This window comes from Salinivibrio sp. IB868 (assembly GCF_001995655.1).
Classification (GTDB): Bacteria; Pseudomonadota; Gammaproteobacteria; order Enterobacterales; family Vibrionaceae; genus Salinivibrio; species Salinivibrio siamensis.
The window spans coordinates 1-25,078 of record NZ_MUEW01000021.1 but is presented as its reverse complement, the minus strand read 5'-3'; the positions used below and the strand labels follow the sequence as shown (position 1 = coordinate 25,078).

At 51.0% G+C, this 25,078-nt stretch carries 19 protein-coding genes and 1 tRNA gene; 9 read left to right on the top strand and 11 right to left on the bottom strand.

Annotation, left to right across the window (positions count from 1 at the left end; all coding sequences use genetic code 11):
* Nucleotides 1-152 precede the first annotated feature (152 nt).
* Nucleotides 153-1,067, bottom strand: coding sequence for a hydrogen peroxide-inducible genes activator (locus BZG20_RS15630; protein WP_046075023.1), 915 nt, complete (start codon nucleotides 1,065-1,067; stop codon nucleotides 153-155).
* A gap of 143 nt (nucleotides 1,068-1,210) precedes the next feature.
* Between BZG20_RS15630 and BZG20_RS15625 the strand changes: the two genes are divergently transcribed.
* The 3 genes from BZG20_RS15625 (at nucleotide 1,211) to ppk2 (ending at nucleotide 3,719) form a co-directional block, all read left to right on the top strand.
* Entirely contained in the window at nucleotides 1,211-1,813 is a 603-nt protein-coding gene (locus tag BZG20_RS15625) for a peroxiredoxin C (RefSeq protein WP_046075024.1), read from the top strand.
* Nucleotides 1,814-2,015: 202 nt separating this feature from the next.
* The gene (locus BZG20_RS15620; RefSeq protein WP_046075025.1) at nucleotides 2,016-2,756 is read left to right on the top strand and encodes a copper homeostasis protein CutC; all 741 of its coding nucleotides are present in this window, start codon (nucleotides 2,016-2,018) and stop codon (nucleotides 2,754-2,756) included.
* A gap of 150 nt (nucleotides 2,757-2,906) precedes the next feature.
* Nucleotides 2,907-3,719, top strand: a complete 813-nt coding sequence (gene ppk2 / locus BZG20_RS15615) for a polyphosphate kinase 2 (RefSeq protein WP_046075026.1) — start codon at nucleotides 2,907-2,909, stop codon at nucleotides 3,717-3,719.
* A 3-nt stretch (nucleotides 3,720-3,722) separates the two neighbouring features.
* Here the strand turns inward: ppk2 and phoU are convergent, their stop codons facing one another.
* From phoU to BZG20_RS15595, 4 genes are read right to left on the bottom strand one after another with little or no spacing between them, the layout of a single operon-like run.
* On the bottom strand, nucleotides 3,723-4,430 hold the full coding sequence (phoU, locus tag BZG20_RS15610; RefSeq protein WP_046075027.1) for a phosphate signaling complex protein PhoU: 708 nt from the start codon (nucleotides 4,428-4,430) through the stop codon (nucleotides 3,723-3,725).
* Nucleotides 4,431-4,440: 10 nt separating this feature from the next.
* A complete protein-coding gene (pstB, locus tag BZG20_RS15605; RefSeq protein ID WP_046075028.1) occupies nucleotides 4,441-5,259 on the bottom strand; it encodes a phosphate ABC transporter ATP-binding protein PstB in 819 nt (272 codons plus the stop codon).
* An 18-nt stretch (nucleotides 5,260-5,277) separates the two neighbouring features.
* Nucleotides 5,278-6,924, bottom strand: coding sequence for a phosphate ABC transporter permease PstA (gene pstA, locus BZG20_RS15600; protein ID WP_077579573.1), 1,647 nt, complete (start codon nucleotides 6,922-6,924; stop codon nucleotides 5,278-5,280).
* Nucleotides 6,925-6,941: 17 nt separating this feature from the next.
* Complete coding sequence (locus BZG20_RS15595; RefSeq protein ID WP_077579572.1) at nucleotides 6,942-9,170, bottom strand: ABC transporter permease subunit; 2,229 nt, start codon at nucleotides 9,168-9,170, stop codon at nucleotides 6,942-6,944.
* Nucleotides 9,171-9,471: 301 nt separating this feature from the next.
* Between BZG20_RS15595 and BZG20_RS15590 the strand changes: the two genes are divergently transcribed.
* The 3 genes from BZG20_RS15590 to ppx are packed head-to-tail and all read left to right on the top strand — an operon-like array spanning nucleotide 9,472 to nucleotide 13,603.
* Nucleotides 9,472-9,981 (top strand): ACT domain-containing protein, encoded by a 510-nt coding sequence (locus BZG20_RS15590; protein WP_077579571.1) that lies wholly within the window; start codon nucleotides 9,472-9,474, stop codon nucleotides 9,979-9,981.
* 21 nt (nucleotides 9,982-10,002) lie between these two features.
* Complete coding sequence (ppk1, locus tag BZG20_RS15585; RefSeq protein WP_077579570.1) at nucleotides 10,003-12,117, top strand: polyphosphate kinase 1; 2,115 nt, start codon at nucleotides 10,003-10,005, stop codon at nucleotides 12,115-12,117.
* On the top strand, nucleotides 12,092-13,603 hold the full coding sequence (ppx, locus tag BZG20_RS15580) for an exopolyphosphatase (protein ID WP_077579569.1): 1,512 nt from the start codon (nucleotides 12,092-12,094) through the stop codon (nucleotides 13,601-13,603). Before ppk1 ends, ppx begins: the two co-directional genes overlap by 26 nt.
* A gap of 66 nt (nucleotides 13,604-13,669) precedes the next feature.
* On the opposite strand, the gene BZG20_RS15575 is transcribed toward ppx, so the two are convergent.
* The 5 genes from BZG20_RS15575 to BZG20_RS15555 form a co-directional block, all read right to left on the bottom strand.
* Complete coding sequence (locus tag BZG20_RS15575) at nucleotides 13,670-14,644, bottom strand: phosphate ABC transporter substrate-binding protein PstS family protein (RefSeq protein WP_077579568.1); 975 nt, start codon at nucleotides 14,642-14,644, stop codon at nucleotides 13,670-13,672.
* Nucleotides 14,638-15,933, bottom strand: a complete 1,296-nt coding sequence (gene phoR / locus BZG20_RS15570) for a phosphate regulon sensor histidine kinase PhoR (RefSeq protein ID WP_077579567.1) — start codon at nucleotides 15,931-15,933, stop codon at nucleotides 14,638-14,640. The genes BZG20_RS15575 and phoR overlap by 7 nt, the downstream gene beginning before the upstream one ends.
* Before the next feature lie 38 nt (nucleotides 15,934-15,971).
* Nucleotides 15,972-16,661 carry a phosphate regulon transcriptional regulator PhoB gene (phoB, locus tag BZG20_RS15565; protein ID WP_046075035.1) on the bottom strand — a complete coding sequence of 230 codons (690 nt, stop codon included), beginning with the start codon at nucleotides 16,659-16,661 and terminating at the stop codon, nucleotides 15,972-15,974.
* A 107-nt stretch (nucleotides 16,662-16,768) separates the two neighbouring features.
* Nucleotides 16,769-20,536, bottom strand: coding sequence for an AAA family ATPase (locus BZG20_RS15560; protein ID WP_077579566.1), 3,768 nt, complete (start codon nucleotides 20,534-20,536; stop codon nucleotides 16,769-16,771).
* Between the two features lie 3 nt (nucleotides 20,537-20,539).
* A complete protein-coding gene (locus BZG20_RS15555) occupies nucleotides 20,540-21,895 on the bottom strand; it encodes an exonuclease SbcCD subunit D C-terminal domain-containing protein (protein ID WP_077579565.1) in 1,356 nt (451 codons plus the stop codon).
* A gap of 40 nt (nucleotides 21,896-21,935) precedes the next feature.
* On the opposite strand from BZG20_RS15555, the gene rdgC reads away from it, so the two are divergent.
* The 3 genes from rdgC to BZG20_RS15540 all read left to right on the top strand — a co-directional run bounded on the left by rdgC (nucleotide 21,936) and on the right by BZG20_RS15540 (nucleotide 24,570).
* The gene (gene rdgC / locus BZG20_RS15550) at nucleotides 21,936-22,844 is read left to right on the top strand and encodes a recombination-associated protein RdgC (RefSeq protein ID WP_198531508.1); all 909 of its coding nucleotides are present in this window, start codon (nucleotides 21,936-21,938) and stop codon (nucleotides 22,842-22,844) included.
* A gap of 123 nt (nucleotides 22,845-22,967) precedes the next feature.
* Nucleotides 22,968-24,314 (top strand): tRNA 5-hydroxyuridine modification protein YegQ, encoded by a 1,347-nt coding sequence (gene yegQ, locus BZG20_RS15545; RefSeq protein WP_077579563.1) that lies wholly within the window; start codon nucleotides 22,968-22,970, stop codon nucleotides 24,312-24,314.
* A 1-nt stretch (nucleotide 24,315) separates the two neighbouring features.
* Nucleotides 24,316-24,570 carry a YfhL family 4Fe-4S dicluster ferredoxin gene (locus BZG20_RS15540; RefSeq protein ID WP_021022889.1) on the top strand — a complete coding sequence of 85 codons (255 nt, stop codon included), beginning with the start codon at nucleotides 24,316-24,318 and terminating at the stop codon, nucleotides 24,568-24,570.
* Between the two features lie 313 nt (nucleotides 24,571-24,883).
* Here the strand turns inward: BZG20_RS15540 and BZG20_RS15535 are convergent.
* Nucleotides 24,884-24,960, bottom strand: a tRNA-Asp gene (locus tag BZG20_RS15535).
* Between the last annotated feature and the right edge of the window lie 118 nt (nucleotides 24,961-25,078).

Here is a 25,078-nt window from a genome sequence, read left to right as displayed (position 1 = left end):
CTTATATATAAAAACAAAAAGCAGCACCCTGGGGTGCTGCTTTTTTCGTGATAATAATCCAACGGCTTTGGTGTCATTTTCAACGCCCTTAAACAGACAATCATGCTGCAAAAAGGCAAAAATATCAGTGTAAATAACTTATTTTAGGCTTTTTACTCCCTAGCTGTTGGGGAAAGTAGTCCTGCGACCAGATCAGCGAGCTGGTTAAACGTATTAATCCGACTCGAAGAGGGTCGCCAGACCACTCCTATATCACGGTAGGCCGCTTCTCCCGGCGGCGTTTCTAAATGCACGTCGAGGTTATCAATTAAGCCATGATCAATCGCCATTTGCGGTATAAAGGTCACACCATTGCCGTTTGCGACCATTTGCACCAAGGTGTGTAAGCTGGTTGCCATAAATGGGTTAATCTTCTGTGAGGCCGTCATCTGACAGGCAGAAACCGCATGGTCAGTGAGGCAGTGTTCTCGCTCAAGCAAGAAAACAGATTCATCGGGCAGCGCGTCATAATCGATGGGTAACTCAAGCTGCGCAGCTTGCTTTTGGCTCATCACCATTTTAAACGGATCACGCCCCACCACGCGACGGGTCATGGTGCCAATGTCCATTGGCAGCGCGAGGATAAGGATATCCATTTCGCCGTGTTTGAGCGCGGTGAGTAAGTTCGCCGTGGTGTCCTCACGCAACAACAAATCTAAGTTGGGGTAATGTCGGTTGACTTGCTGCACCACATCACACAATAAGAATGGCGCGATGGTAGGGATGCAGCCCAGCCGTACTTTGCCGTGCATAGGATCTGATTTAACTTGCGTTAGCTCCATCAAATCCTGACTGCGCGCTAGGATTTCTCGGCTACGGCGCACCACCTCTTCGCCCATCCCAGTGAGTACCAAGGTTTTATTGTCACGCTCAATGAGCTGAGCACCAATCAGATCCTCGAGGTTTTGGATCCCAGCGCTCAAGGTCGACTGGCTCACAAAACACAATTTCGCCGCTTCGCCAAAATGCCGCGTTTCGGAGAGGGTAACCAGATAGTGTAGCTGCTTTAAAGACGGATATTTGTTCATACAGTCATATTTTAAACAATCGTATTTTTCGATTATTACAATCTATTAATTCCACTTTTTTCAATCTAACAAGTTAGCTATAGTTTGTCTCGCTTATATAGGAACCTGATTATCAGGCAAACATTTAAACTAGGAGCTGAGATATGGTACTCGTAGGTCGTCAAGCACCAGATTTTACTGCCGCTGCCGTACTAGGTAATGGCGAAATCGTTGATAACTTCAACCTGAAAGAGTTCACCAAAGGCAAAAAAGCGGTTGTCTTTTTCTACCCACTCGACTTCACTTTCGTGTGCCCATCAGAGCTGATCGCATTCGATAAGCGCCTGAGCGACTTCCAAGCTAAAGGCGTTGAGGTTATCGGTGTGTCTATCGACTCTCAGTTCTCACACAACGCGTGGCGTAAAACGGCTGTCGAAGACGGCGGCATCGGCGCAGTGAAGTATCCACTGGTTGCTGACGTTAAGCACGAAATCTGTAAAGCATACGACGTTGAGCACCCAGAAGCTGGCGTTGCGTTCCGTGGTTCTTTCCTTATCGACGAGGAAGGTGTGGTTCGTCACCAAGTTGTCAACGACCTACCACTAGGCCGTAACATCGACGAAATGCTACGCATGGTTGACGCACTGAACTTCCACCAGAAAAACGGTGAAGTTTGCCCTGCACAGTGGGAAGAAGGTAAAGCGGGTATGGCTGAGTCACCTGAAGGTGTAGCTGCATACCTGTCTGAGCACACTGACGACCTGTAATAAGGTCAAGTGCCCTGCACTGGACAATGTGAGACAATAATGAGGCCCGGCAAACCGGGCCCTTTTTTATCTATTCCACCTCGCCTTACTCAAGGCTCTTCTCTCATCAAGCCATTTCCAATCTAACACTAGGTAATTACCTCTCACCCTGTCACAATAGCGTGGACTATCTTGACACGGTTCGTTTCGTCAAAGGGGTGATATGTCTGTCTTAGTTGAAGTTTGTATTGATAGTATTCGTTCATTATCGCTTGCTGAGCACGCTGGTGCGGATCGAGTGGAACTGTGCAGCGCACTGCGCCTCGGTGGTTTAACCCCAAGTGATGGCTACATGCAACAAGCCGCTCAGAAAGCGCGGATCCCTATTTATGCGATTATCCGACCGCGAGAAGGCGACTTCGTCTATGCCAGTGAAGAGATTGAAGTGATGCTGCAAGATATCGCCAACGCCCGCCAAGCTGGGTGTGCAGGCGTGGTGATCGGCGCACTCACGCCAAGTGGTCAACTCGATTTGCCGGCTATTGATGCCATGCTTGCCCAAGCAAAGGGAATGGGAGTGACTTTCCATCGCGCATTTGATCACTGCCAAGACCCTCACGCGGCGCTCGAAGCAATCCTTGCCCGCCCGACGATTGAACGCATTCTCACCTCCGGGCAAGCGACGAATGCTTGGCAGGGAAAAGAGGCACTCAAACAATGGGTGGACGCCACACGCCATACCTCATTGGCCATCATGCCAGGCGCAGGCGTGACCCCCGACAATGCACAAGCGATTTTAACGACCACCGGCGCACGTGAAATCCACTTGTCGGCACGCACCGAGCAAGTAAGCGTCATGCAATCAAACGCCTGCGCATCGATGGGCGATGGGGACGATGGCAGTTATCCGATCACCGATCCGGAAAGCGTTCGTCTCGTCAAAGCCATTGCTCAATCGTTTTAAACCTCTGTGTAATGCCGTGATCAGACAACATGGCAATGTGACCCACTCTAGTCTTTTGAGGTGATATACGCTTTCGCTACTTGAATCCATTGCATCCGAAAAGTGAGTTTTCTACCGTGATCCCATCGCTGTGGTAAAAGGAGAGCGGCCTTGTCGGATAAAAAAGCACACAAGATCAGCAAAAAACACTACGAGAAAAAGCTAACCGAATTACAGACTGAGTTGGTCAAACTTCAAGAATGGGTCAAGCAAGAGCAGTTGAAAGTGGTGGTCATTTTTGAAGGGCGCGATGCCGCCGGTAAAGGCGGCGTGATTAAACGGATCACCGAAAAGCTCAATCCGCGTGTTTGTCGAGTCGTCGCGCTAGATAAGCCCACAGAGCGTGAACGCACACAGTGGTATTTTCAGCGTTACATTGAGCACCTACCCGCCGGTGGTGAAATTGTCTTGTTCGACCGTAGCTGGTATAACCGCGCCGGCGTCGAGCGAGTCATGGGCTTTTGCAGCGATGAAGAATATGAAGAGTTCCTTCGTACGTGCCCCGAGCTTGAGCGAATGTTGATCCGTTCTGGGATCATCTTAATTAAATACTGGTTCTCGGTATCGGACGAGGAGCAAGAAAAGCGCTTCGCGGAGCGGATTAACACCCCAATAAAGCGTTGGAAATTCAGCCCCATGGATCTCGAGTCTCGTAGTCGTTGGGTGCAATACAGTGAAGCCAAAGACCGCATGTTTGCCTACACCGACACCAAAGAAAGCCCTTGGTGGGTGGTGGAAGCCGATAACAAAAAGCACGCTCGGCTCAATTGCATCGCTCACTTACTCTCACAAATCCCTTACCAAGAAATTGACTACCCCGCAGTCACCCTCCCAGAAATCAATAAGGAAGGTTACGTGCGTATGCCTTTGCATGACCAGAGCTTTGTCCCAGACGCCGTCAGTGACTGGATAGACGACGAGTAGCGATTATTTGAGGAGCTTTTCCAGCTCCTCTTTTTGAATGTGTCGAACGTCTTTGCCTTTGACAAAATAGATGATGTATTCACAAATGTTCTGACACCGATCGCCCACTCGCTCAATGGCTCGGGCCGACCACATCACTTTCAGCACATTGGGAATCGAGCGTGGATCTTCCATCATGTAGGTCATCAGCTGTCGCAAAATCCCCTCGTATTCACGGTCCAACGAGTCATCTTTACGATAGACTTTCATTGCCGCATCAATATCCATGCGCGCAAAGGCGTCTAACACATCGTGCAGCATTTTAGCGGCACGCTGACCTAACGCTTCGAGTGATACCAAAAACGGCTGCTGAGAATAGCTCGAGTTGTCGAGAGCCATTTTAGCGATACTGTCAGCAACATCACCAATGCGCTCAAGATCAGTGATGGTCTTAATGATAGCCATCACCAGTCGCAGATCGCTCGCGGTGGGCTGACGTTTAGCAATGATGCGTGTACATGCCTCATCAATCGCCACTTCCATGCCATTCACTTTGTGATCTTCACGAATAACATGGCGCGCGAGCTCCACATCTTGATTGTGCATGGCGCGCAGCGCATCGGTTAGCTGACGCTCAACCAAGCCGCCCATTGCCAGCACGTGGGTGCGAATGGCTTCAAGCTCTGCGTTAAACTGACCAGAAATATGACGGCTAATATTGTGGTTATCCAAGGCCTGCTCCTTATCCGTAGCGCCCGGTGATGTAGTCTTCGGTTTGTTTGTTTTGTGGGGTGGTAAACAAGGTATCGGTATCCGCGTATTCCACCAAGCGTCCCATGTTAATAAACGCCGTTTGATCCGAGACCCGCGCCGCTTGTTGCATATTATGGGTAACAATCACCACTGTGTATTGATTCTTTAAATCATTAATCAGCTCTTCAATGGTCAAGGTTGAGATGGGATCCAACGCTGACGATGGCTCATCAAGCAGCAACACTTCAGGTTCAATCGCGATCGCCCGCGCGATCACCAGCCGTTGCTGTTGCCCACTGGACAACCCAAACGCATTGTCATTAAGGCGATCTTTCACCTCATCCCATAATGCCGCGCCACGCAATGAACGCTCGACGGCATCATCGAGTGTTCTGGGATCATTGATCCCTTGTAAACGCAGTCCAAAGATCACATTTTCATAGACAGATTTGGGGAAAGGGTTAGGACGCTGAAACACCATCCCCACTTGACGGCGTAATGCTGGTACATCCACGTCGCGGTGATAGATATTTTGCCCGTGTAGGGTGATCCCGCCTCGAACACGGCAACCATCCACCAAGTCATTCATCCGATTAATACAACGTAGCAATGTCGATTTACCACACCCAGACGGTCCGATAAACGCAGTGACCTTCCCTTTGGGAATACGCATACTGATATCAAACAGCGCTTGGGTCGACCCGTAGTAAAGGTTGAGATCCCGAATAGCTAACGCGGTTTGCTCGTCAGGCAAATTCCCCAAGTCTAAGCTAGGCGTGACACCTATGGGTGGCGTTATCGAAAACATCGAGCGGGATCCTTATCGTTATAATTCCAATGCGCGATACTTTTCACGCAAGTAATGACGAATACCAATCGCGGACAAATTGAGCGCCACGATCACAGACACAAGCAAAAACGACGTGGCGTATACCAAAGGACGCGCCGTTTCGATGTGCGCGCTTTGAAAGCCGACATCATAAATATGGTAGCCCAGATGCATGAACTTCCGCTCTAAGTGCAAAAACGGGAAATTACCATCCACTGGCAAAGAGGGAGCGACCTTAACCACCCCCACCAACATTAAGGGCGCCACTTCTCCGGCTGCGCGCGCAACCGCTAAAATCAACCCGGTCATCATCGCAGGACTGGCCATCGGCAGGACCACCCGCCAGAGCATTTCTGATTGTGTCGCCCCAAGGGCAAACGCACCATGGCGAACACTGGTGGGGATCCGAGCCAACCCCTCTTCTGTAGACACAATCACCACAGGTAAGGTGAGGATCGCCAAGGTTAACGCCGACCAGAGAATACCTGGTGTCCCAAAAACCGGTGCCGGCTGCGCCGCTTGATAAAATACATCGTCAATGGTGCCACCGATAAAATAGACAAAAAAGCCCAACCCGAACACACCGTACACAATTGACGGTACCCCGGCGAGGTTAACCACGGCAATGCGAATAATACGCGTGAATGCCGTTTTCGGCGCGTATTCGTGAAGATATACCGCGGCGAGCACCCCTAACGGGGTGACAATCACTGACATCAATAGCACCAAGAAAACGGTGCCAAAAATCGCCGGAAAAACGCCCCCCGCCGCATTACTGTCTCGTGGAGATTCGGATAAAAAGGTCGCAACCTGGTAGCCCCAAAATTTAAGCTTATCAACGGCACTCATGGCGTTGGGATACCAAACATTAATCACATTTTGCAGAGGCAACGCCACGGCGTCACCGTGGCTATCTTCAACAACAAGCGCACCCGTTTGTTGTTTTTCTCGCAGCTGTTTGAGCTTTTTCTCCAACTGCTGGTATTGCGATAGCAGCTGAGAACGACGCTTATCAATTCGTTTTTTTTCTGCCGTGTTTAGCTGGCTATCTAATGAGAGGGACTTTTCCTCCAGCCGCAGCTGCTCCAGCTTATAGTTAACGCTCGCTAGGTGTACTTGCTCGATGTCATTGATCACCTCTCGACGCGCCGCTAAATCTTCCAGGCGTTGATAAAGTTCAGACAGCACTAATGCATGTTGGTGGCCGCCGGCGTCGACGTATGCTTGAGGCTTGCCGTAGAACATGCCATTTTCATTTCGCTCGATCATCGCCATTTCAACGGGTGTGTGCTGACTTTTTATCTGAAACGCCAGCAATTGACGAAAATCGATCCCTTCTTGCTCACGGTTACCGGTTTTTACCACCAAACGTTGGTAGCTGGGTTGGCGATAGGCTGGCAATACAACACCTGCATCTTTGAGCTGCATCGCATCAACCTGATCGGTTCGGTATATTTGCCCGACCACGGTTTCTACTCCCTGCTCACTCTTCACTTCAAAGCTGGTGACCGGTGTCGGCCAGAAATAGCCTAAGCCTCGATAGCCGAGCAATAACAGCACCCCAAGAATCGCAATCAGACTGACGCTGACCATTCCGGCCGTCATCCAAACCCAAGGAGTGCCAGATTTTATCCATGGACGCATGCGCATTCTCATCTCGGTTAAAGGTTGCTGTATTTGTCACGCAAACGCTGACGGATCAGCTCTGCCAATGTGTTAAAGACAAACGTGAAGACAAAAAGAATAAAAGCGGTTAAAAACAGCACTCGATAATGGGAACTACCGACTTCAGACTCCGGCATTTCCACCGCAATATTGGCCGATAAGGTACGTAGCCCTTCGAGCAAATTCCAATCCATGATAGGCGTGTTACCGGTTGCCATCAGTACGATCATTGTTTCACCGACCGCGCGCCCAAGGCCCATCATTACGGCAGAAAAAATACCAGGGCTTGCGGTAAGCAACACCACCCGAATCAAGGTTTGCCAGTGTGTCGCCCCTAAGGCCAAGGCGCCGTTTTTAAGGTGAGGGGGCACAGAAAAAATCGCATCTTCGGCAATAGAGAAAATGGTTGGGACTACCGCAAATCCCATGGCGATACCCACCACCAGCGCATTGCGCTGATCATAGCCGATACCCAGTTCATGCGTCATAAACTGGCGCGCATCGCCCCCTAACCAGACCTGCTCTACCCATGGTCCAAGGTAAGATGCTACTACGCCCACCATCAATAATGCCGGAATAATGACCACTATCTGCGCGTTATCAGGTAAGCGGCGTCGCACATATCTTGGGATCATGCGCCACACGCCGCTTAGCCCAAGTAACATAATAGGGATGAGCAGGAGCAACAAAAAGACGCTAGCAATGTGCGACTCAACCCAGGGTGCCAGCCACAAACCGGCCAAAAAGCCGATAATGACGGTGGGCAACGCTTCAATCGTTTCCACCGTCGGCTTCACCCAACGCCGGAGCCCGGATGACATAAAATAAGCAGTGTATATGGCTGCGCCAATCGCCATCGGCACCGCAAAAATTAAAGAAACCAAAGCGACCTTTAAGGTACCAAAGATCACGGGCACCACACTGAGCTTGGCTTCAAAGCTGTCATCCGCAGAGGTCGATTGCCACACATACTGCGGAGACGAGTACCCTTCATACCACACTTTCTGCCATAGCGAGTGAATACTCACTTCTGGGTGAGGGTTGTCGACGGTCAACCATTGCCATTGATTGTCGACCACAGCAATCAGCCCATTTGCACGAGGCGTAAACGCCAAAGCGTCGGGCAGCGCGGTAAACTGAGCATCGAAATGGCGCTGTTTCTCACTGGTGGCATGCACTAGGCTAAGTCGTCCCGTTTCATCTACCGTCGCCAGACTTTTACGGTGACGCTCAGGTGCGAGACGTGCCACGCCCTCCCCCGGTGAAAACGCGCGCACTTCAGTTAACGATGGCTCACCATTTTTCACCACATCGAACCATTGTGTGACGGTGCCATCTTGGTGCTGAAGGAGCAAAGAGCGTCCCCCGGCTAGCATCGACATTTTCGTGACTGGGCTGGCGACCACATTGTCGAGATTAACCGTTTCGCGCAACGCTAAATCGTTCCCGTTTACGCGCCAAATCGCTAAACGATTTTGTTGATGCACAAACAAGCGCTGCCCGTCTCCTGATAACGCGATATGGTCAACGGCTTGCGAAAGGGGCACCATGCTTTTCTGCGTACCACGAAAAACCACCAAACGGTTATCCTGAGTGACGGCAGCCAGCACGGGCGGGATGGTTTGACCGTGTAAACTATCCGGCACCGCAACAGTCAGCTGGTTAAGCGGCTGCGCGCTCGTGTCCACGATCAACTCACGACCAAAGGCCGGCATAGTGGACAATTGAGGGACCACTGAGGCGTCAGCTTGGTATTGTGTACGAAAGCGTAATTGCCAAGCAGCTACGCGCCCAGGCGTCTTTTCCACCGCCAAAAATGGCGTAGATGCTTCGACGCGGCTTATCGCAGGCTTATCCATGCTGGATAGCGGCTGCTGTAATACCGTTTGCGCGCGGAGCACGGCGCTGGCTGTGGGAGTCTCAGACCGTTGCGGGCGTTTGGCAACCGTTAACACACCTCGATCATCCAAGCCATACACCAGTTGATTGCGCGTATCGGCACCAATGTATTGAGGCACGCCGGGAGTGGCTAAAGTAAAACGCTCACTCAAGCTCACACTCGCTTGGTGAAAAAGCGGTACCACCACCGTGAGTAAGTAGAAGAAAAGAAGCAGCAGGGTCACTAATACCATCACGCCACCAAGACGTACCGTTTGGCGAGTCAGTTTATCTTTAAAACGCCGCGCCGGTCTGGTGTCCGTTAATGATGGTGAAGAGTGGGTCATTCGTGCCTCTTTTTATTAAGCAAGCCCTGTATTGTATGTCATTACAATGACAATTTTGTGACAGCGAGACGCACGACGCCGCCTTTCACAAACACGGCATCGCATCACTGTCGTCCAGTGTATCGTGAGTGGTCATCAACGCCTAGTCACGCTATCGCCACGCAATAAATATGCAACAAACGGGCTTTAGGCTTGCTCAAGTTGATATTGGGCACACTTTCGTGAGTTTAGCCTCCAGCAGCATAGACAACACCTTGACTGGCCTCAATAATTGTCTAAAGAATCGCCGTAAGGATCACGCATGAAGCACTTTGTTATCACATTAGTGGGCCCAGATCGCGCTGGCCTCGTTGATCAAATATCACACACGGTTTTCAATCATCACGGCAGCTGGCAAGCCAGCCGACTCAGTCAGCTAGCAGGGCAGTTTGCCGGCATCATTCACATTTCAGTGTCAGACACGTACGCTGATGCGCTGGTCCATGCGTTACGCGCGCTCGATGGTTTACAGTTGCTCATCACCGATGCGACGCCCGCCTCACCGTCTCCGATTACCCATACGTTGTCGGTAACAGGCAACGACAGGCGCGGCATTGTGCAAGCGCTCAGCCAGCTGCTCGCCGCTCATGGCGTCACCATCAACAAACTCAACACGCAAACACAAAGCGCCGCCAATACGGGCGGGCAAATTTTCACCGCAGATTTTTATTTAACGGTTCCGCCGGCAGCGGACATTAACGTATTGCATGAAGCCCTTGAAACGCTGTCAGACGACTTGATTGTCGATTTTGACAGCAATTTTATTCAGTAGAACAGGATTTTCTTACGCGTTATGACTTTAGACTCTTATCATGTCGACAAAGAACTTAGCTGGCTTTCTTTTAATGAACGTGTCCTGCAAGAGGCCGCGGACAAAAGTGTGCCTATTATTGAGCGAGTTCGGTTTTTAGGCATTTTTTCATCCAACCTTGACGAGTTTTATCAAGTACGGTTTGCCGACGTGAAACGGCGCATCATTATCGATGAAGAACGCGGAGTGGAAAGTCATGCCAAAGAGCTATTGAGCAAGATTCAAGCGAAAGTCGTCAAACTGAATCAAGATTTTGATCATCTTTACAACGATATTTTGCTCGAAATGGCACGCCGCCATATTTTTTTAGTTAACGAACGTCAACTCTCTGACCATCAAGCGCAGTGGCTAAAACGTTATTTTAGAAGCAATATTTTGCCTTACATCACGCCAATTATGCTTAACAAGGACGTCGATGTTTTAAGCTTTTTGAAAGATGCTTACTCTTACCTCGCCGTACAGCTGAAAAAAGAAGGGGAAGAGCCCAAGTATGCGCTGATAGAGATCCCAACTGATGAATTAGAACGCTTTGTTAAAGTCCCTGAGCCAAAAGGAAAACGGCAGCGAAAAACCATCATTTTACTCGATAACATTATCCGTTTGTGTTTAGACCAAATTTTTAGTGGTTTTTTCGACTACGATACTGTCGAAGCGTACGCGATGAAGATGACCCGCGATGCGGAATACGATCTGACCAATGAAGTGGAGCACAGCCTGCTTGAAAACATGTCAGAGAGCTTGGATCAGCGTTTAACCGCCCTGCCGGTTCGGTTTGTTTATCAACGCGATATGCCACCGGAAATGGTGAGCAAATTGATTCAGGTATTAAAAATCTCCGACTACGACAGTGTCTTACCGGGTGCTCGCTATCACAACTTTCGTGATTTTATCGGCTTTCCGAACGTTGGACGTAAATACCTGGAAAACCCGCCTTTGCCACCGTTCGAATCGGCTGATTTTCAACTACAAAACAATGCCTTCGATGCTATTCGCGAACGCGATATTCTACTTTATTATCCCTATCATACGTTCCGCCATATGACTGAACTGGTGCGTCAGGCGTCGTTTGATCCTAAAGTGCGTAGTATTCGGATTAACGTCTATCGTGTGGCGAAAAACTCTCGCATTATCAACTCGATGATTGATGCTGCCAACAACGGAAAACGCGTGACCGTCGTGGTCGAGCTGCAAGCACGTTTTGATGAAGAAGCCAACATCGAATGGTCACGGGTGCTCACGGATGCTGGCGTAAAAGTCGTGTTTGGCACACCAGGGCTCAAAATTCACTCGAAACTGTGTTTAATTTCTCGTCGTGAAGACGGCGTGCTACGCGATTATGGCCATATCGGCACAGGTAACTTTCATGAAAAAACGGCGCGAATTTATACCGACTTCGCGCTGTTTACAGCGGATCAGCCATTGACGTCAGAAATCCGCAAAGTATTTGAGTTTATTGAAAACCCGTATCGTCCTGTAAAGTTCAATCACTTAATTGTCTCGCCACGTAACTCGCGGCGTCGTATGTATAAACTGATTGAACGTGAAATTGAGCATGCGCAGGCCAAACGTAAGGCAGGTATTACGCTCAAGGTCAACAACCTGGTCGACAAAGGCTTAGTGAACCTGCTGTACAAAGCCAGTAATGAAGGGGTGAAAATTCGCATCATCGTACGCGGCATGTGCTCGCTAGTGCCTGGGATTAAAGGGGTAAGTCAGAATATCAAAGCAATCAGCATTGTTGATCGCTTCTTAGAGCATCCCCGCGTGTTTGCCTTTGAAAACGGCGGTGAACGTGATATGTATATTTCGTCTGCCGATTGGATGACTCGCAACATCGATAACCGAATTGAAGTTGGGGCTCCCATTCGCGATCCCAGACTGAAAGATCGCATCATGGCCATCTTGGAGATTCAATTTTCCGATCGCGCGAAAGCCCGCGTTATCGATAAAGCCATGTCCAACGCCTACGTCAAACGGGGTAACAAGAAAAAGATCCGCTCTCAGACCGAGATCTATGATTACCTTAAGCACGCAGAGCGCCAAGAACTCAAAAACGCGGAAAAGTTGCAACATGACACACCCCCAGTCAAAGGATAAGCCGCGCGAAATCGCAGCGGTTGATCTCGGATCTAACAGTTTTCATATGGTCGTCGCGCGCGTCGTTGGCGAAGGGTTACAGATAGTGAGTCGCCATAAACAACGTGTGCGACTGGCTGCAGGGTTGGATGATCAACATCGCCTCAGTGATGAGGCGATCAGCCGTGGTGTCGAGTGCTTAGCCATGTTCGCTGAACGGCTGAACGGCTTAGATATGGAGAATGTCCGTATCGCCGCCACCCACACCTTGCGCCAGGCCCGCAATGTCGACACCTTCATCAAGCGGGCAAGACAGGTTTTGCCCTACCCGATTGAAATTATTTCCGGGGAGGAAGAGGCGCGTCTTATTTATATGGGCGTCTCCCACACGCAGCAAAACGTTGGCCGGAAGTTAGTGATTGATATTGGGGGCGGCAGTACAGAATTAGTGATCGGGGATAACTTTGAGCCCGCACTGGTTAACAGTAAACGGGTTGGCTGCGTCAGTTATAACGAGCGTTTTTTCCCCAAAGGCAACATTACGCCTAAGCAATTTGCCGCCGCACAGCTGGCCACCCAACAAAAGCTAGAAAGCTTGGCTTCTCAATACCGTCAGGCTGGCTGGCAAGTGGCGCTCGGCGCGTCGGGCACCATCAAAGCGATTCGTGAAGTGATTATCGGCCTGGGTGATGAAGACGGCATTATCACCCGTAAGCGGTTAGATAACCTGATCGAAAAACTGCTGAAGTTTAAAACCAGTGACAGTATCGATTTACCGGGCTTGTCGGTCGACCGCCAACCGGTTTTCGTCGCAGGCGTGGCGATTCTTTCTGGGATCTTTGATGCGCTTGCCATCGAATCGATGCGCTTCTCTGATGGTGCGTTACGAGAAGGGTTGCTCTATGAAATGGAAGACCGCTTTCAGCGTACCGATATCCGTGGTCGTACGACGGATGATATGGCAGCACGCTACAACATCGACCTGAGTCACGCCCGTCGCGTGCAACACACAGCCGCGTATTTTTATGCGCAAGCCGAGCCAGATAAGGGTAGTAAGAAAGCAGAGCTCGCCGGGCTTTTGAATTGGGCTGCGCTGCTGCACGAAGTAGGGTTAAGCATTGGTTATCCTGGCTACCACAAGCATTCTGCGTATATTCTGCGCAACACCAATTTACCTGGGTTTAACCAAGAGCAGCAAACCGTGCTAGCCACCCTCGCGCGCTTCCATCGTAAGGCGCTAAAACTCAATGAAATGCCTAAGTTTACCTTGTTTAAACCTAAGCTCATCGAGACGCTGATTTGCGCACTACGGTTAGCCTGTGTGTTGCACTCACAGCGCAACGACGAGGCCTTGCCAGAGATTGCTCTCAGTGTCGACAAAAAAGGGGCATGGCAACTCACCTTCCCTACCGGGTGGCTGCAAGAGAACCGTTTGCTCGCGGCGGACTTGGAAGCAGAGCAGGCATACTGGCAGTCAGTGGACTGGGGGCTGACCTTTAGCGACTGAGAGCACGACAAGCGTTCAGTGGAGGCCGTCGCTTCCGCAACGCTGAGTCCCTAAACGTCTAAACCCTTAACGCGAGTCTTTTAGCGACGCATCCAGCCCTAATGCCTGTCTTTGCGCGCGCACCGCTTGAGCCGGCAAGGGAATATAGCCTTGCTGACTCACCGCCTTCTGCCCTTGCGCCGACAAAATATAACGCATAAATGCCGATTCAAGTGGCGCCAGCGGCTGATTGGGCGCTTTATTGATGTACAAATATAAATAACGGGTAAGGGGGTACTCACCCGTTCGAATCGCTGAAGGGGTGGGCTTTATCGCCTCTTTTCCTTGGTGTGAAATCGCCAGCATGCGCGCCCCTGACGCTTGATGGCCGATACCTGCATACCCGATCGCATTCAGCGAAGAGGCCACCGACTGCACAACAGACGCCGAGCCGGGCTGCTCATTCACATCGGCTCGAAAATCCCCACGACACAACGCTGCTTGCTTAAAATAACCATAGGTACCGGATACCGAGTTACGGCCGAATAATTGCAAATCTCGGTTGGCCCAACGGCCTGATAAGCCCAATTGCCCCCAGGTTGCCACCGGTTTACTCGCCCCACACCAGAGGGTGCGAGAAAATACCGCATCCAACTGTTGAAAACTGATGGTGCGTAAAGGGTTGTCTTGGTGGACATAGACGGCCATCGCATCCACCGCAACGGGTACCGCGGTAGGAGGATAGCCAAAACGTGCTTGAAACGCATTTTCTTCACTGACCCGCATCGGACGACTCATGGGGCCAAGTTGTGCGGTCCCTTCCACCAGCGCGGGGGCGGCGGAGGCAGAGCCTGGCGTTTGTAGCTGTATATTCACCCCTGGATGTAGCCGTTTGAACCCGTCAGTCCAAGCGGCCATCATATTGGCTAGGGTGTCTGAGCCGACAGAGCTCAAGTTACCGGATATACCGCTGCTACGTTGATAATCAGGCAGCGTGTCGGCATGACTAAAGCCCGCCATGCTCACTAGCAGGCTGGCTGTGGCAATAAACCGCTTTAACATGCTAACCGCTCCGGTAAGGTAAAGGAGAACGTGCTCCCCACCCCGAGTTCACTTTGAATATCTAATTCCGCATCGTGATGACTTAACGCATGTTTTACGATCGCCAACCCTAAGCCACTGCCACCCGTTTCACGGGAGCGGGCTTTATCCACCCGATAAAAACGCTCGGTTAACCGATCCAAATGTTGCGGCGCGATCCCCTCACCACTGTCCTGTACTTCCAAGCGTGGGCCTTTGCTTGCGCGATACCAACGCACAGTGATCCCAGCTTTGGGCGGGGTGTGCTTTACTGCGTTATAAACTAGGTTGGAAATCGCACTGCGTAATTGATCGTCATTGCCTTTCACTTTAAGGCTGGTATCAACTTCAAACGTAAGTACATGCTCACTATCACCACTTAAGGCTTGGGCTTCTTTTTGTAGCACATCAAGCATGGCTGGCACATCCACATGATGATCCAGCTCAGGCTTGGCCGCTGCTTCAATTTTAGACAGGGTCAAAAGCTGTTCTACCAATGACTCCATCCGAGACAATTGCTCGGTCATCACCCCATGTGCTTTCGGCCACATGGGACCAACAACCATCTCCGGATCTTCAGTCATTTCTAAGTAGCCACGTAAAACCGTCATCGGCGTGCGTAGCTCGTGTGAAACATTGGCGAAAAAGTTGCGGCGCATCCCTTCCAGTTGCTTTAACTGAGTGATATCACGCACCACCATCAAATATTCGCCTTCCGCATAGGGCATGGTCCGGAACTCAAGTGTGCGCGCGCTATTGAGGTGAGAGCGCATCTCGAGCGGCACATCGTAATTGGCATCAGCAATATAACTGACGAATTCAGGGGCGCGGATAAGATTACTGATATGCTGGCCATTATCATCAGGCATACGCAAGCCGAGCAGTTCTTGAGCTAATTTGTTACACCAAACAATGGCACCGTCACGCTCAAAAACCACCACCGCATCCGGTAAAGACTCTGCCCCGTTACGAAAGCGACGAATCAGATTCGCCAGTTCCTTACGGCGACGACGATTACGCTTTTGTAAGCGATAAATCCCATTAAACAAAGGCTCCCAGGAGCCGGTGCCTGAGGGTGGCATTAGGCTTTTGTCTTTCCAAAGCCAATCCGACAGCTTGACTTGCTGATGCAGGTGCCAAAGCAGCATGGCAACGGTGGCGCCAAGCAATAGCCAAGGTAGGCCACCAAACAGCCAACCTATGATAAACCAAGGTAAATAAAAAAAAGCCAGCTCCCAGGCTAGCTTCTTCCAAGACAGTCGTTCGACCATTGCGTCTCCATGCAGCCTACACCTGATGTAGGCGGGATTTAACTACGTGTTGAGAAACGATATCCAGCGCCGCGCACGGTTTGTACCAGTTTAGCGTGTCCACCGGCTTCCAGCACTTTGCGCAAGCGACGAATATGCACATCCACCGTTCTATCTTCAACATAGACATTGGTGCCCCACACGTTATTGAGTAGCTGCTCGCGGCTATATACTCGCTCTTGATGGGTCATGAAAAAGTGCAGCAGCTTAAACTCGGTCGGCCCCATGTCTAGCGGATTATCATTGGCGGTCACTCGATGCGAGACAGGGTCAAGCTTCAACCCTTGTACTTCAATGACATCATCCAAGGTTGTCGGCGACACGCGGCGCATCACCGCTTTTAATCGCGCCACCAGCTCTTTCGGCGAGAAAGGTTTGGTGATGTAGTCATCGGCCCCTACTTCTAAGCCTCGCACTTTGTCTTCTTCTTCGCCCCTTGCGGTCAGCATTACCACGGGGATTTGTCGGGTTAACTCTTCCCGCTTTAAGTGCTTAATAAGATTGAGCCCCGATCCGCCAGGTAACATCCAATCCATCAGGATCATTTCTGGGTAAGGCTCGCATATTTGCGCCAGTGCCGAGTCGTAGTCTTCTGCCTCAACCGTTTGATAACCTTTTTGTTCAAGTACAAAACAAAGCATCTCGCGAATGGGGGCTTCGTCTTCAACAACGAGAATCCGTCTAACCATGATAATTACCTAGTGTTATCATTGAACTGGCGCCATTATGTGGATTTATTATGACATTTTTGTGACCCAGCGCGAGCTATTTTCCCCTTGTGTCGACAGGCTGTGACCTAGCCTACACCTTGCTGTGTCACTAATACACGGCTTGCGCCGCCACCTTGGCTATCTACACGGACTTGTGCACCAATCCGCTCAACCAGTGTATTCACATGCGAAATCACCCCAATTTGTCGGCCATCCGCTTGCAGGGTATCCAGGCAGGCTAACGCCATTTCTAAGCTATCAGGGTCTAGGGTGCCGAAGCCCTCATCAATAAATAGAGAGCCAAGCTGGCGGGTATCTGCCGCTAAAGAGGCCAGTGCTAGCGCCAGCGAGAGCGAGACTAAAAAGCTCTCTCCGCCAGACAGTGATTCGACACTGCGCACCTCATCACCCATATCGTGATCGACCACCTGTAACGCCAGCAAGCTATCCGGCACCGTTTGCAGTGCATAACGTGGTGACAATGACGCCAAGTGCTCATTGGCGATATCCACTAACTGAGACAAGGTTAAAGATTGGGCAAGATTTCGGAACTTCGCCCCGCTCGCGGAGCCAATCAGATCAGCCAATTTTAGCCATTGTTCCGTTTGATGCCGCTGCGCCTCTATTTTTTCAGTCAGTGAGCCGGCTTGGTGCTTGGCTTTTTCTGACTCAGTCAATTGGTGACGAAGCGTAAAGAGGCGCTGCTCCTGCTCCTCGAGCGCTTGCTGCCACTGTGACTGCTGTGCGCTGAGAGACGCATCATCATCAGGTAGCTGCTGTGCCACTATCCAAGCTTTGGTGTCTGCCATGGTTTGCTGACAATGAACAAGCTGTTGCTGACGCTCATCAAGGCGCGTTTTGGCTTCTTGATAACGCGCTTCAACATCGCTGATCGCCTGTCGCTCATTGGCGCGCCATACCTCGCTATACGACAGCGCGCCAATCAAATCATACTGATGAACACCGAGTTCCGGCTGCCATTGGATCCAACGTCTCACACTTGCGCGGTAGCGCTGATCCGCCTCACGCTGCTGGGTATCAAGCGTTTGCTGGCGCGCCTGCACACCAGCACGCTTTTCACTGGCCTGCGTGTAGGCTTGCTCGGCTTGGTTACGTTGTGCAACTTGTTCTTCAATGGCCGCTTTGTAGGCTCGCTCTAGCGCCTCCAGATCTGATTGCGGGATCAACGCTTGGCGCGCGGCACTTTGCTGTTGATGCTCTTGTGCGAGGGTCACCAGTTGGGCTTGCCGGGCTTGAATATCTTCTGACAAGCTCTGGCACTGCTGCGAAAGCGAGGCGAGGTCGGTCTCTCTTTGTTGCTTGTGCTCAGCAAGCGCCGCTTTTTCGTCTTGCAGTGCCTGATAGGCTTGAATTTTTTGCTCCATCTGGCGGATATAATGCGCGGCGCCAACCTGTTGCAGGCTCGCCAGCCACTGTCCAGCGCCTAATTGCTGATCCAGCGATTGGCTGACTCGAGTCACTTGCGTCTGTTGCTGCTGCCATTGCTCATCAATCGCATTGAGCCGTGTCTCACACTCTGTCAGTGACTGGTCGAGTTGATGACGTCGAGCCACTAGCTGCTCACGTGCATGCTGGAGTTCGGCAATGGCCGTATCCATTTGCTGAATGTGGGCAAGCTGTTGTTGGCGCTCTGTCATCGCTTGATAACAGGCTTGATACTCGGCATAGGTTGGTTGCGCCTGTGCGTCAATCTCGCCGAGGATGTCACTGAGTGGACGTGATAAGTCGATGGTTTCATCCAGCTCAGCGATCGCAGCATGTACCTCTCGTTCGCATTGCTGTCGCTCAGCCTGCCAAACCGCTCCCTGCTCTTTTAACTCGGCACACGCGTGCTGGCTTTGCTGGTGCTGCCTTTGCCAGTAATAATACTCGGCGTGATGTTGGTTATACGATGCTTGCAAGGCGTCTACACGCGCCTGCTGCTGCGCGATCATGCCTTCAATCGCGGGGGCATGGTGCAGGTAGGGGTGCTCGGTGGCCCCACAAAGCGGGCAAGGATCCCCCTCGTGTAAAGTTTGGCGAAGATCATCAAGCTCGACCACCGCCATCGCCTGTTGGAGGCTATTTTGTGCTTCTTCGACCTGAGCCTGCTCACGGGTCAGCGTGTCTTTCAAATGCGCTAACTGGGTTTGGCTGTCTGCAAACAGTGCTTGATGTTTTTCCAGCTCCGCTTGGTTATGCTGACAGCGCTCTTGCCAATACTGCCAGTTTTTTCCCTCATTGAGCACCGCTTCTTGCTGCTGCTTTTGCGTGTGCAGTTTGCTATACCGCACCTGATCCGCGTCTTGATTTGCCTGCAGCGCCTCAGGCTCTAACGCTTGTCGCTTGGCTTTCAGCTGCGCACTGCTGTCATCAACTTGGGCAATGTCTTTGTCCAACTTGTCACGTTGCGGCTGCCAATGTTGCTGCTGATGATAACGGGCTTGATACTCTTCTTGCAGCGCCGAGAGTGTATCTTGGCAATCGAGGTACTGGCGCAGGTTATCAAACACAGGTTGATAATGTTCCGCCACATGAGAAAAGTCACCATAACGGGCGATTTCTTTTTCTATCGCCGCCTCACGTTGTTGCTGTTGTTCGGCTTGCGCGCGCGCTTGCGCAAAAGACTGTTGGGCTTGTCGATACTTTTGCTGTTGCTCATTCAGCGCTAGGTTTTGCTCATGCATTTGCCGTTCAATGCCAGACAGTTGGGTATCTATCTGTTGCGCTTGCCGTACTTTAGGCTCAAGCTCCGCCCAGCTTTGCTCGGCCTCCGCCACTGCCCGATTAGCGGCGCGCCAACGTTCAGCCTCGTGTTCATACGCTTGGGCTATACGACGTTCTTCACGCGCGAGCTGATGGCGTTCGAATGTGAGCGCCTGGCGTTGCCATTGGGTGCTCTGCACCGCTTGCCAATCGTCCCGAGCCACTTGGACACGCTCTATCTCGTCCAACGCGTCACGCCGGGCGGCAATGCTCTCTCGCGCTTCACTCGCTTCATCGAGCGCCTGCTGAGCCGTCTCAACGCCCTGCTGCGCTTGCGCAAAATGCGTGTGTTGTTGGCGATAGTCATTGAGTTTTCGGAGCTGAGTGTGTAAATCGTGAATGTGCTGCTGGCATTGCGCCTGCTCTTGATGCAATTGCTGTTCTTCGTCATCCGTGAGTAACTGAATATCGCCCAACTGTTGGGTCAGTTGATCCAGTGCTTGCTTTTCATCACGTGCCCGCTCGTGCGCCATTTGCGACAGCCGGCTATATATTTCAGTGCCTGTCATGCGCTCAAGCAAGGCCGCTCTATCATCTGCAGACGCTTTTAAGAAAGCGGCAAAATCCCCTTGCGGTAACATCACCGCACGGCGGAACTGTTCATAGCTCAGTCCCACTAAGCGCTCTATTTCACTGAGTACTTCCTGTTTTTTACCGGCGATACGTTGGCCTGTGGCGAGGTTCTCCAACCAATGCTCGCTTGCCTGTATACGGCCGTCCGCCTTACCGCGTGCACGGCGTACCGACCAATGCGCACGCCAACGGCTGCCATCATAGGCGACAAAATCCACTTCCGCGTACCCCTCGCCTTTACCACGCGATAAGATACTGCGCACATCATTGGCTTTAACCCGAGTGGTCGGGTCGCCCAAGCCAATATCCGCATCATGCTTTTTATTGGACTGAAAGCGCGGGATCTTGTCGTAAAGCGCCAAGCAAATCGCATCCAAAAGCGTCGACTTTCCCGCGCCCGTTTTGCCTGTGATCGCAAACAAGCCACTGTCACCCAGCGGTCCTTGTGAAAAGTCCAATGCAAACGGATGTTGAATGCTGGCCAAATTCTCGCCACGTAATGCCAGGATTTTCATCGTTTATTGATCCTCGTCCTGTTCCAGTTGCTCCAATAACTGAGAAAACGTTGCTGATAACGCCGTATCAGGTTCACCTTGATACTTTTGCTGCCAACCATGGCGAAGCACCTGATAGGGCTCGACCTCTGAGAGACGTTGCTGTCGAAAGCCACTTGTTTGTGGTTGCTCGCGATAATGCGGTGTGATTTTGGCAAGCCGCACAGGTTTACCATCCAAGGCCGCTAGAATTTTTTCCCTGAGCATCGGCTGGGGTTTATCTAACAAAACAGGGACATCAAGCAAAGGTTGCTGCGACAGCGGTAAAGGCTCAAGCGTGAGTCCCGCCAGTGCATCGAGTACTGTTTCCAACGGTGAGGGCTGTTCCGGAACCCGCCATAAATCAACGGCACGCGGCACATAATGTGGGATCACACTTTGTAGCTGATTGTCTTCAAGCGTTACCGCTAACACTTGGTGCCGATAGTGGCGTTCGGATAACGACAAAGGGATGGGCGATCCGCAATAACGAATCCGTGTTTGCTTTGCCACTTGCTGAGCTAAATGCAAATGTCCAAGCGCGACATAAGCAATATCCTCACTGAAAATATCCGCCGGCAGCGCATGCTGATTCCCCCCAAGAATGCGCCGCTCTGACATTTCTGACAACTCACCACTGGCCATATACACATGGCCCATCGCTATCAACGCCTGATCAGCGCGCGCGTTTTCACGCCCAGCTTGCTCCGTTTGCTGATAAATACTTCGCACTCCCTCAATAAGCCGATCGTCCTTTTCATCGAGTCCTTCTGTACGCAAATCACCACTTCGCAAAAAAGGCACCGCCAATACCCAAGCCGCGACGTCGCCTGACTTATCGGTAATAGGCACTCGCATACGTTCTGTATCTAGGTGACCGTCACTGTCACGGGCAATGGCACCAATTAAGTGTAAATCAAAGGCTTTCAGTAGCTCGTGTGGGGCGTCGAGTTTGCTAGGTGAGTCATGGTTCCCGCCGGTGATCACCACATTTAAGTGTGGCAGTGCTTTGGCAACATCAGCCAAAAAACGATACAGCATTCGCCAAGCGCTGGCGGGTGGGTTGGCGCTGTCAAACACATCTCCCGCCACCAATAAGGCATCGGCTTGCTCATCAATGAGGCATTGCTTAAGCCAATCGAGAAAGGCTTGATGTTCATATTGGCGATCATAGCCATGTAGCTGATGACCAAGGTGCCAATCGGAGGTATGAATGATCTTTAACACAACTGAGGTAATCCGTTCATTGAGGAAGCTGGGCAAGTTTGTCTCGCTGAAGTCGCGAGCAGGGTTAAATTCTACGCTAATTGCAGCGACATTCGAGAGTGAATGCAATACCATGTTGCCTTTCTCACAACAGGATGGATAAAGCCTCGCCATGATTTGGTTTAAGAATTTACTCGTCTATCGTCTTACCCGTGATATTCCCCTCGATCCAACACAACTGGAAAGCCAGCTGAGGGAGTTCGACTTTACCCCTTGTGGCAGCCAGGACATGCAAAAGTTTGGCTGGGACAATGCACTGGGTAAGCATGGCGATATGCTCACGCATGTCAGCGGTAACAATATCCTGATCCGCGCTCGCAAAGAAGAAAAGTTGCTTCCCGCGTCGGTGATCAAAGACGCCTTGGAAGAGAAAGTTGACGCCATGGAGCAAGCCCAAGGGCAACGCCTGAAAAAGCGCGAGAAAGATAGCCTAAAAGACGATGTGGTCATGGAGCTCTTACCGCGTGCCTTCACGCGTCAAAGTCAGATGTGCGCTTTGATTATGGCGGATAAAGGTTTGGTGTTAGTAGATGCCGCCAGTATCAAAAAAGGCGAAGAGTTGCTCGCCCTATTACGGAAATCCATCGGCAGCTTACCCGTCGTTCCCGTTGAAACCGAGACCCCGGCAGAGCACGCAATGACCGAATGGGTCAAGCAAGGCCAAGCGCCGCAAGGCTTTCACCTCGGTGATGAAGCAGAACTCAAAGCACTGCTGGAAGAAGGTGGGGTGATCAAATGTAAACAGCAAGATCTCACCAGTGATGAAATTCAGGCGCACCTGGAGGCAGACAAGCAAGTCACCAAGTTGTCCATGGACTGGCAAGAACAAGTCTACTTCATATTAGGCGATGATTTAAGCGTGAAGCGACTGAAGTTCTCCGAGGAAATTCGCGATCAAAACGCTGACATCGACCGAGAAGATGTCGCAGCCCGCCTCGATGCCGACTTATCGCTGATGTGCGGCGAGCTCGACACCCTTCTAGATGGCTTATTCACCGCGTTAGGCGGTTTAAAAACCGAGTAACTAATCCCCACAAAGATTAGGTAAATTCGGCTGGTAGTGTGGGTAATGTCACAGTAAAATGGCGCCCACACTCACCTTCAACGTGAAGGTGCCTGACTTATACTCAGACTCAAGCTTGGAATTATGTTTACGCCAGAATTACTCTCTCCCGCCGGTAGCCTAAAGAATATGCGCTACGCGTTCGCCTATGGGGCCGACGCCGTGTATGCCGGCCAGCCACGCTATAGCCTGCGTGTGCGCAACAATGAATTTAACCACGACAACTTGAAAATAGGCATTGACGAAGCCCATGCGCAGGGTAAGAAGTTCTACGTGGTCTGTAACATTCAGCCGCACAACGCCAAGCTAAAAACCTTTATTCGCGATCTAAAGCCAATTATCGATATGGGCCCTGACGCGCTGATCATGTCCGATCCTGGCTTGATTATGATGGTACGTGAGCACTTCCCTGATATGGCAATCCACCTTTCCGTGCAAGCCAACGCGATTAACTGGGCGACCGTCAAGTTTTGGCAGCAGCAAGGGATTGAACGTGTGATCTTATCGCGTGAACTATCACTGGAAGAGATCGAAGACATCCGCCAACACTGCCCTGAAATGGAGCTTGAGGTGTTTGTTCACGGCGCGCTATGTATGGCGTATTCTGGCCGTTGTCTGTTGTCAGGCTATATTAATAAGCGTGATCCAAACCAAGGCACCTGTACCAACGCCTGCCGTTGGGACTACAAAGTGCATAAAGGCAAAGAAGACGACGCAGGCCAAGTCGTACAAGTTCAAGAAGTGACCCCAACCCTGGGTAAAGGCGAGCCAGTTGATGATGTCGTGTTGCTTGAAGAAGGCGGACGCCCGGGTGAGTTGATGGCCGCGTACGAAGATGAGCACGGCACCTACATCATGAACTCAAAAGACTTGCGCGCCATTCAGCACGTTGAACGCTTGACCCAAATGGGCGTGCACTCGCTAAAAATCGAAGGTCGCACTAAGTCTTTCTATTACTGCGCACGTACAGCACAGGTGTATCGCCAAGCAATTGATGATGCCGTGGCCGGTAAACCGTTCGATGAGAGCCTGATGAATACCCTCGAGAACCTTGCACATCGGGGCTATACTGAAGGCTTTTTGCGTCGTCATACCCACGATAGCTACCAAAACTATGACTACGGCTATTCGATTTCTGAACAGCAGCAATTTGTCGGCGAATTCACTGGCAAGCGCCGTGGCGATCTGGCTGAAGTGGAAGTGAAAAACAAATTTATGCTCGGTGACAGCCTTGAGCTGATGACACCGCGAGGCAATGTCCATTTCACCTTAGAAGCGATGGAAAACCGTAAGTCAGAAACCATCACTGATGCCAAAGGTAGCGGCCACTTCGTATTTATTCCTGTGCCTGCCGATATGGATCTAGAGTACGCGCTACTGATGCGTAACCTGCAATCAGGACAAGATACACGTAACCCATCGGGTAAGTAATATGGCACTACTCATCACCGATAAATGCATAAACTGCGATATGTGTGAGCCCGAGTGTCCCAACGGGGCCATCTCGATGGGTTCCGAGATCTTTGAGATCGAGCCAGATTTATGTACCGAGTGTAAAGGTCATTACGACAAGCCAACGTGTCAGTCGGTCTGCCCTATCTCCAAATGCATTATCACCGATCCCGATAATGTCGAGACAGAGGATCAGCTCCTAGAAAAATTTGTGGTCATCCAAGGGATGGCCTAAGCCATTAAAAGCGCCGCAAGGCGCTTTTTTTATGTCTATATCAATCTAATCTACAACAGGAACTAACGCTAGGCGCGTAACAGTAATGCATGACAGTCTAGAGTAACGAAGTTGCATTGAGACACTCAGGATCGCACATATCGCAGTTTATGCACTCATCAAGCCGAGACTAAGCAAGAGGTAATATAAACGTATAGTGAGGAAAGAGAACCTGGCCCCCACGACGTGCTGCCATCAGACATGAATAAGCCCTGGGGTTAGGGTCACTTTAAACGCAAAAAACCCCAGCTTTTCAGCTAGGGTTTCTAAGTAGTGGCGGAGTGGACGGGACTCGAACCCGCGACCCCCGGCGTGACAGGCCGGTATTCTAACCAACTGAACTACCACTCCGCACCAATCCTGTCTCATCAAAGTCTTACGTCAATCTGCTTTGATGCTTAAATCCGTTTTTGCCTTCAGATTTTTCCAAAAATCTGAAAACAAGAAAGCAAGCCTGGCGATGTCCTAC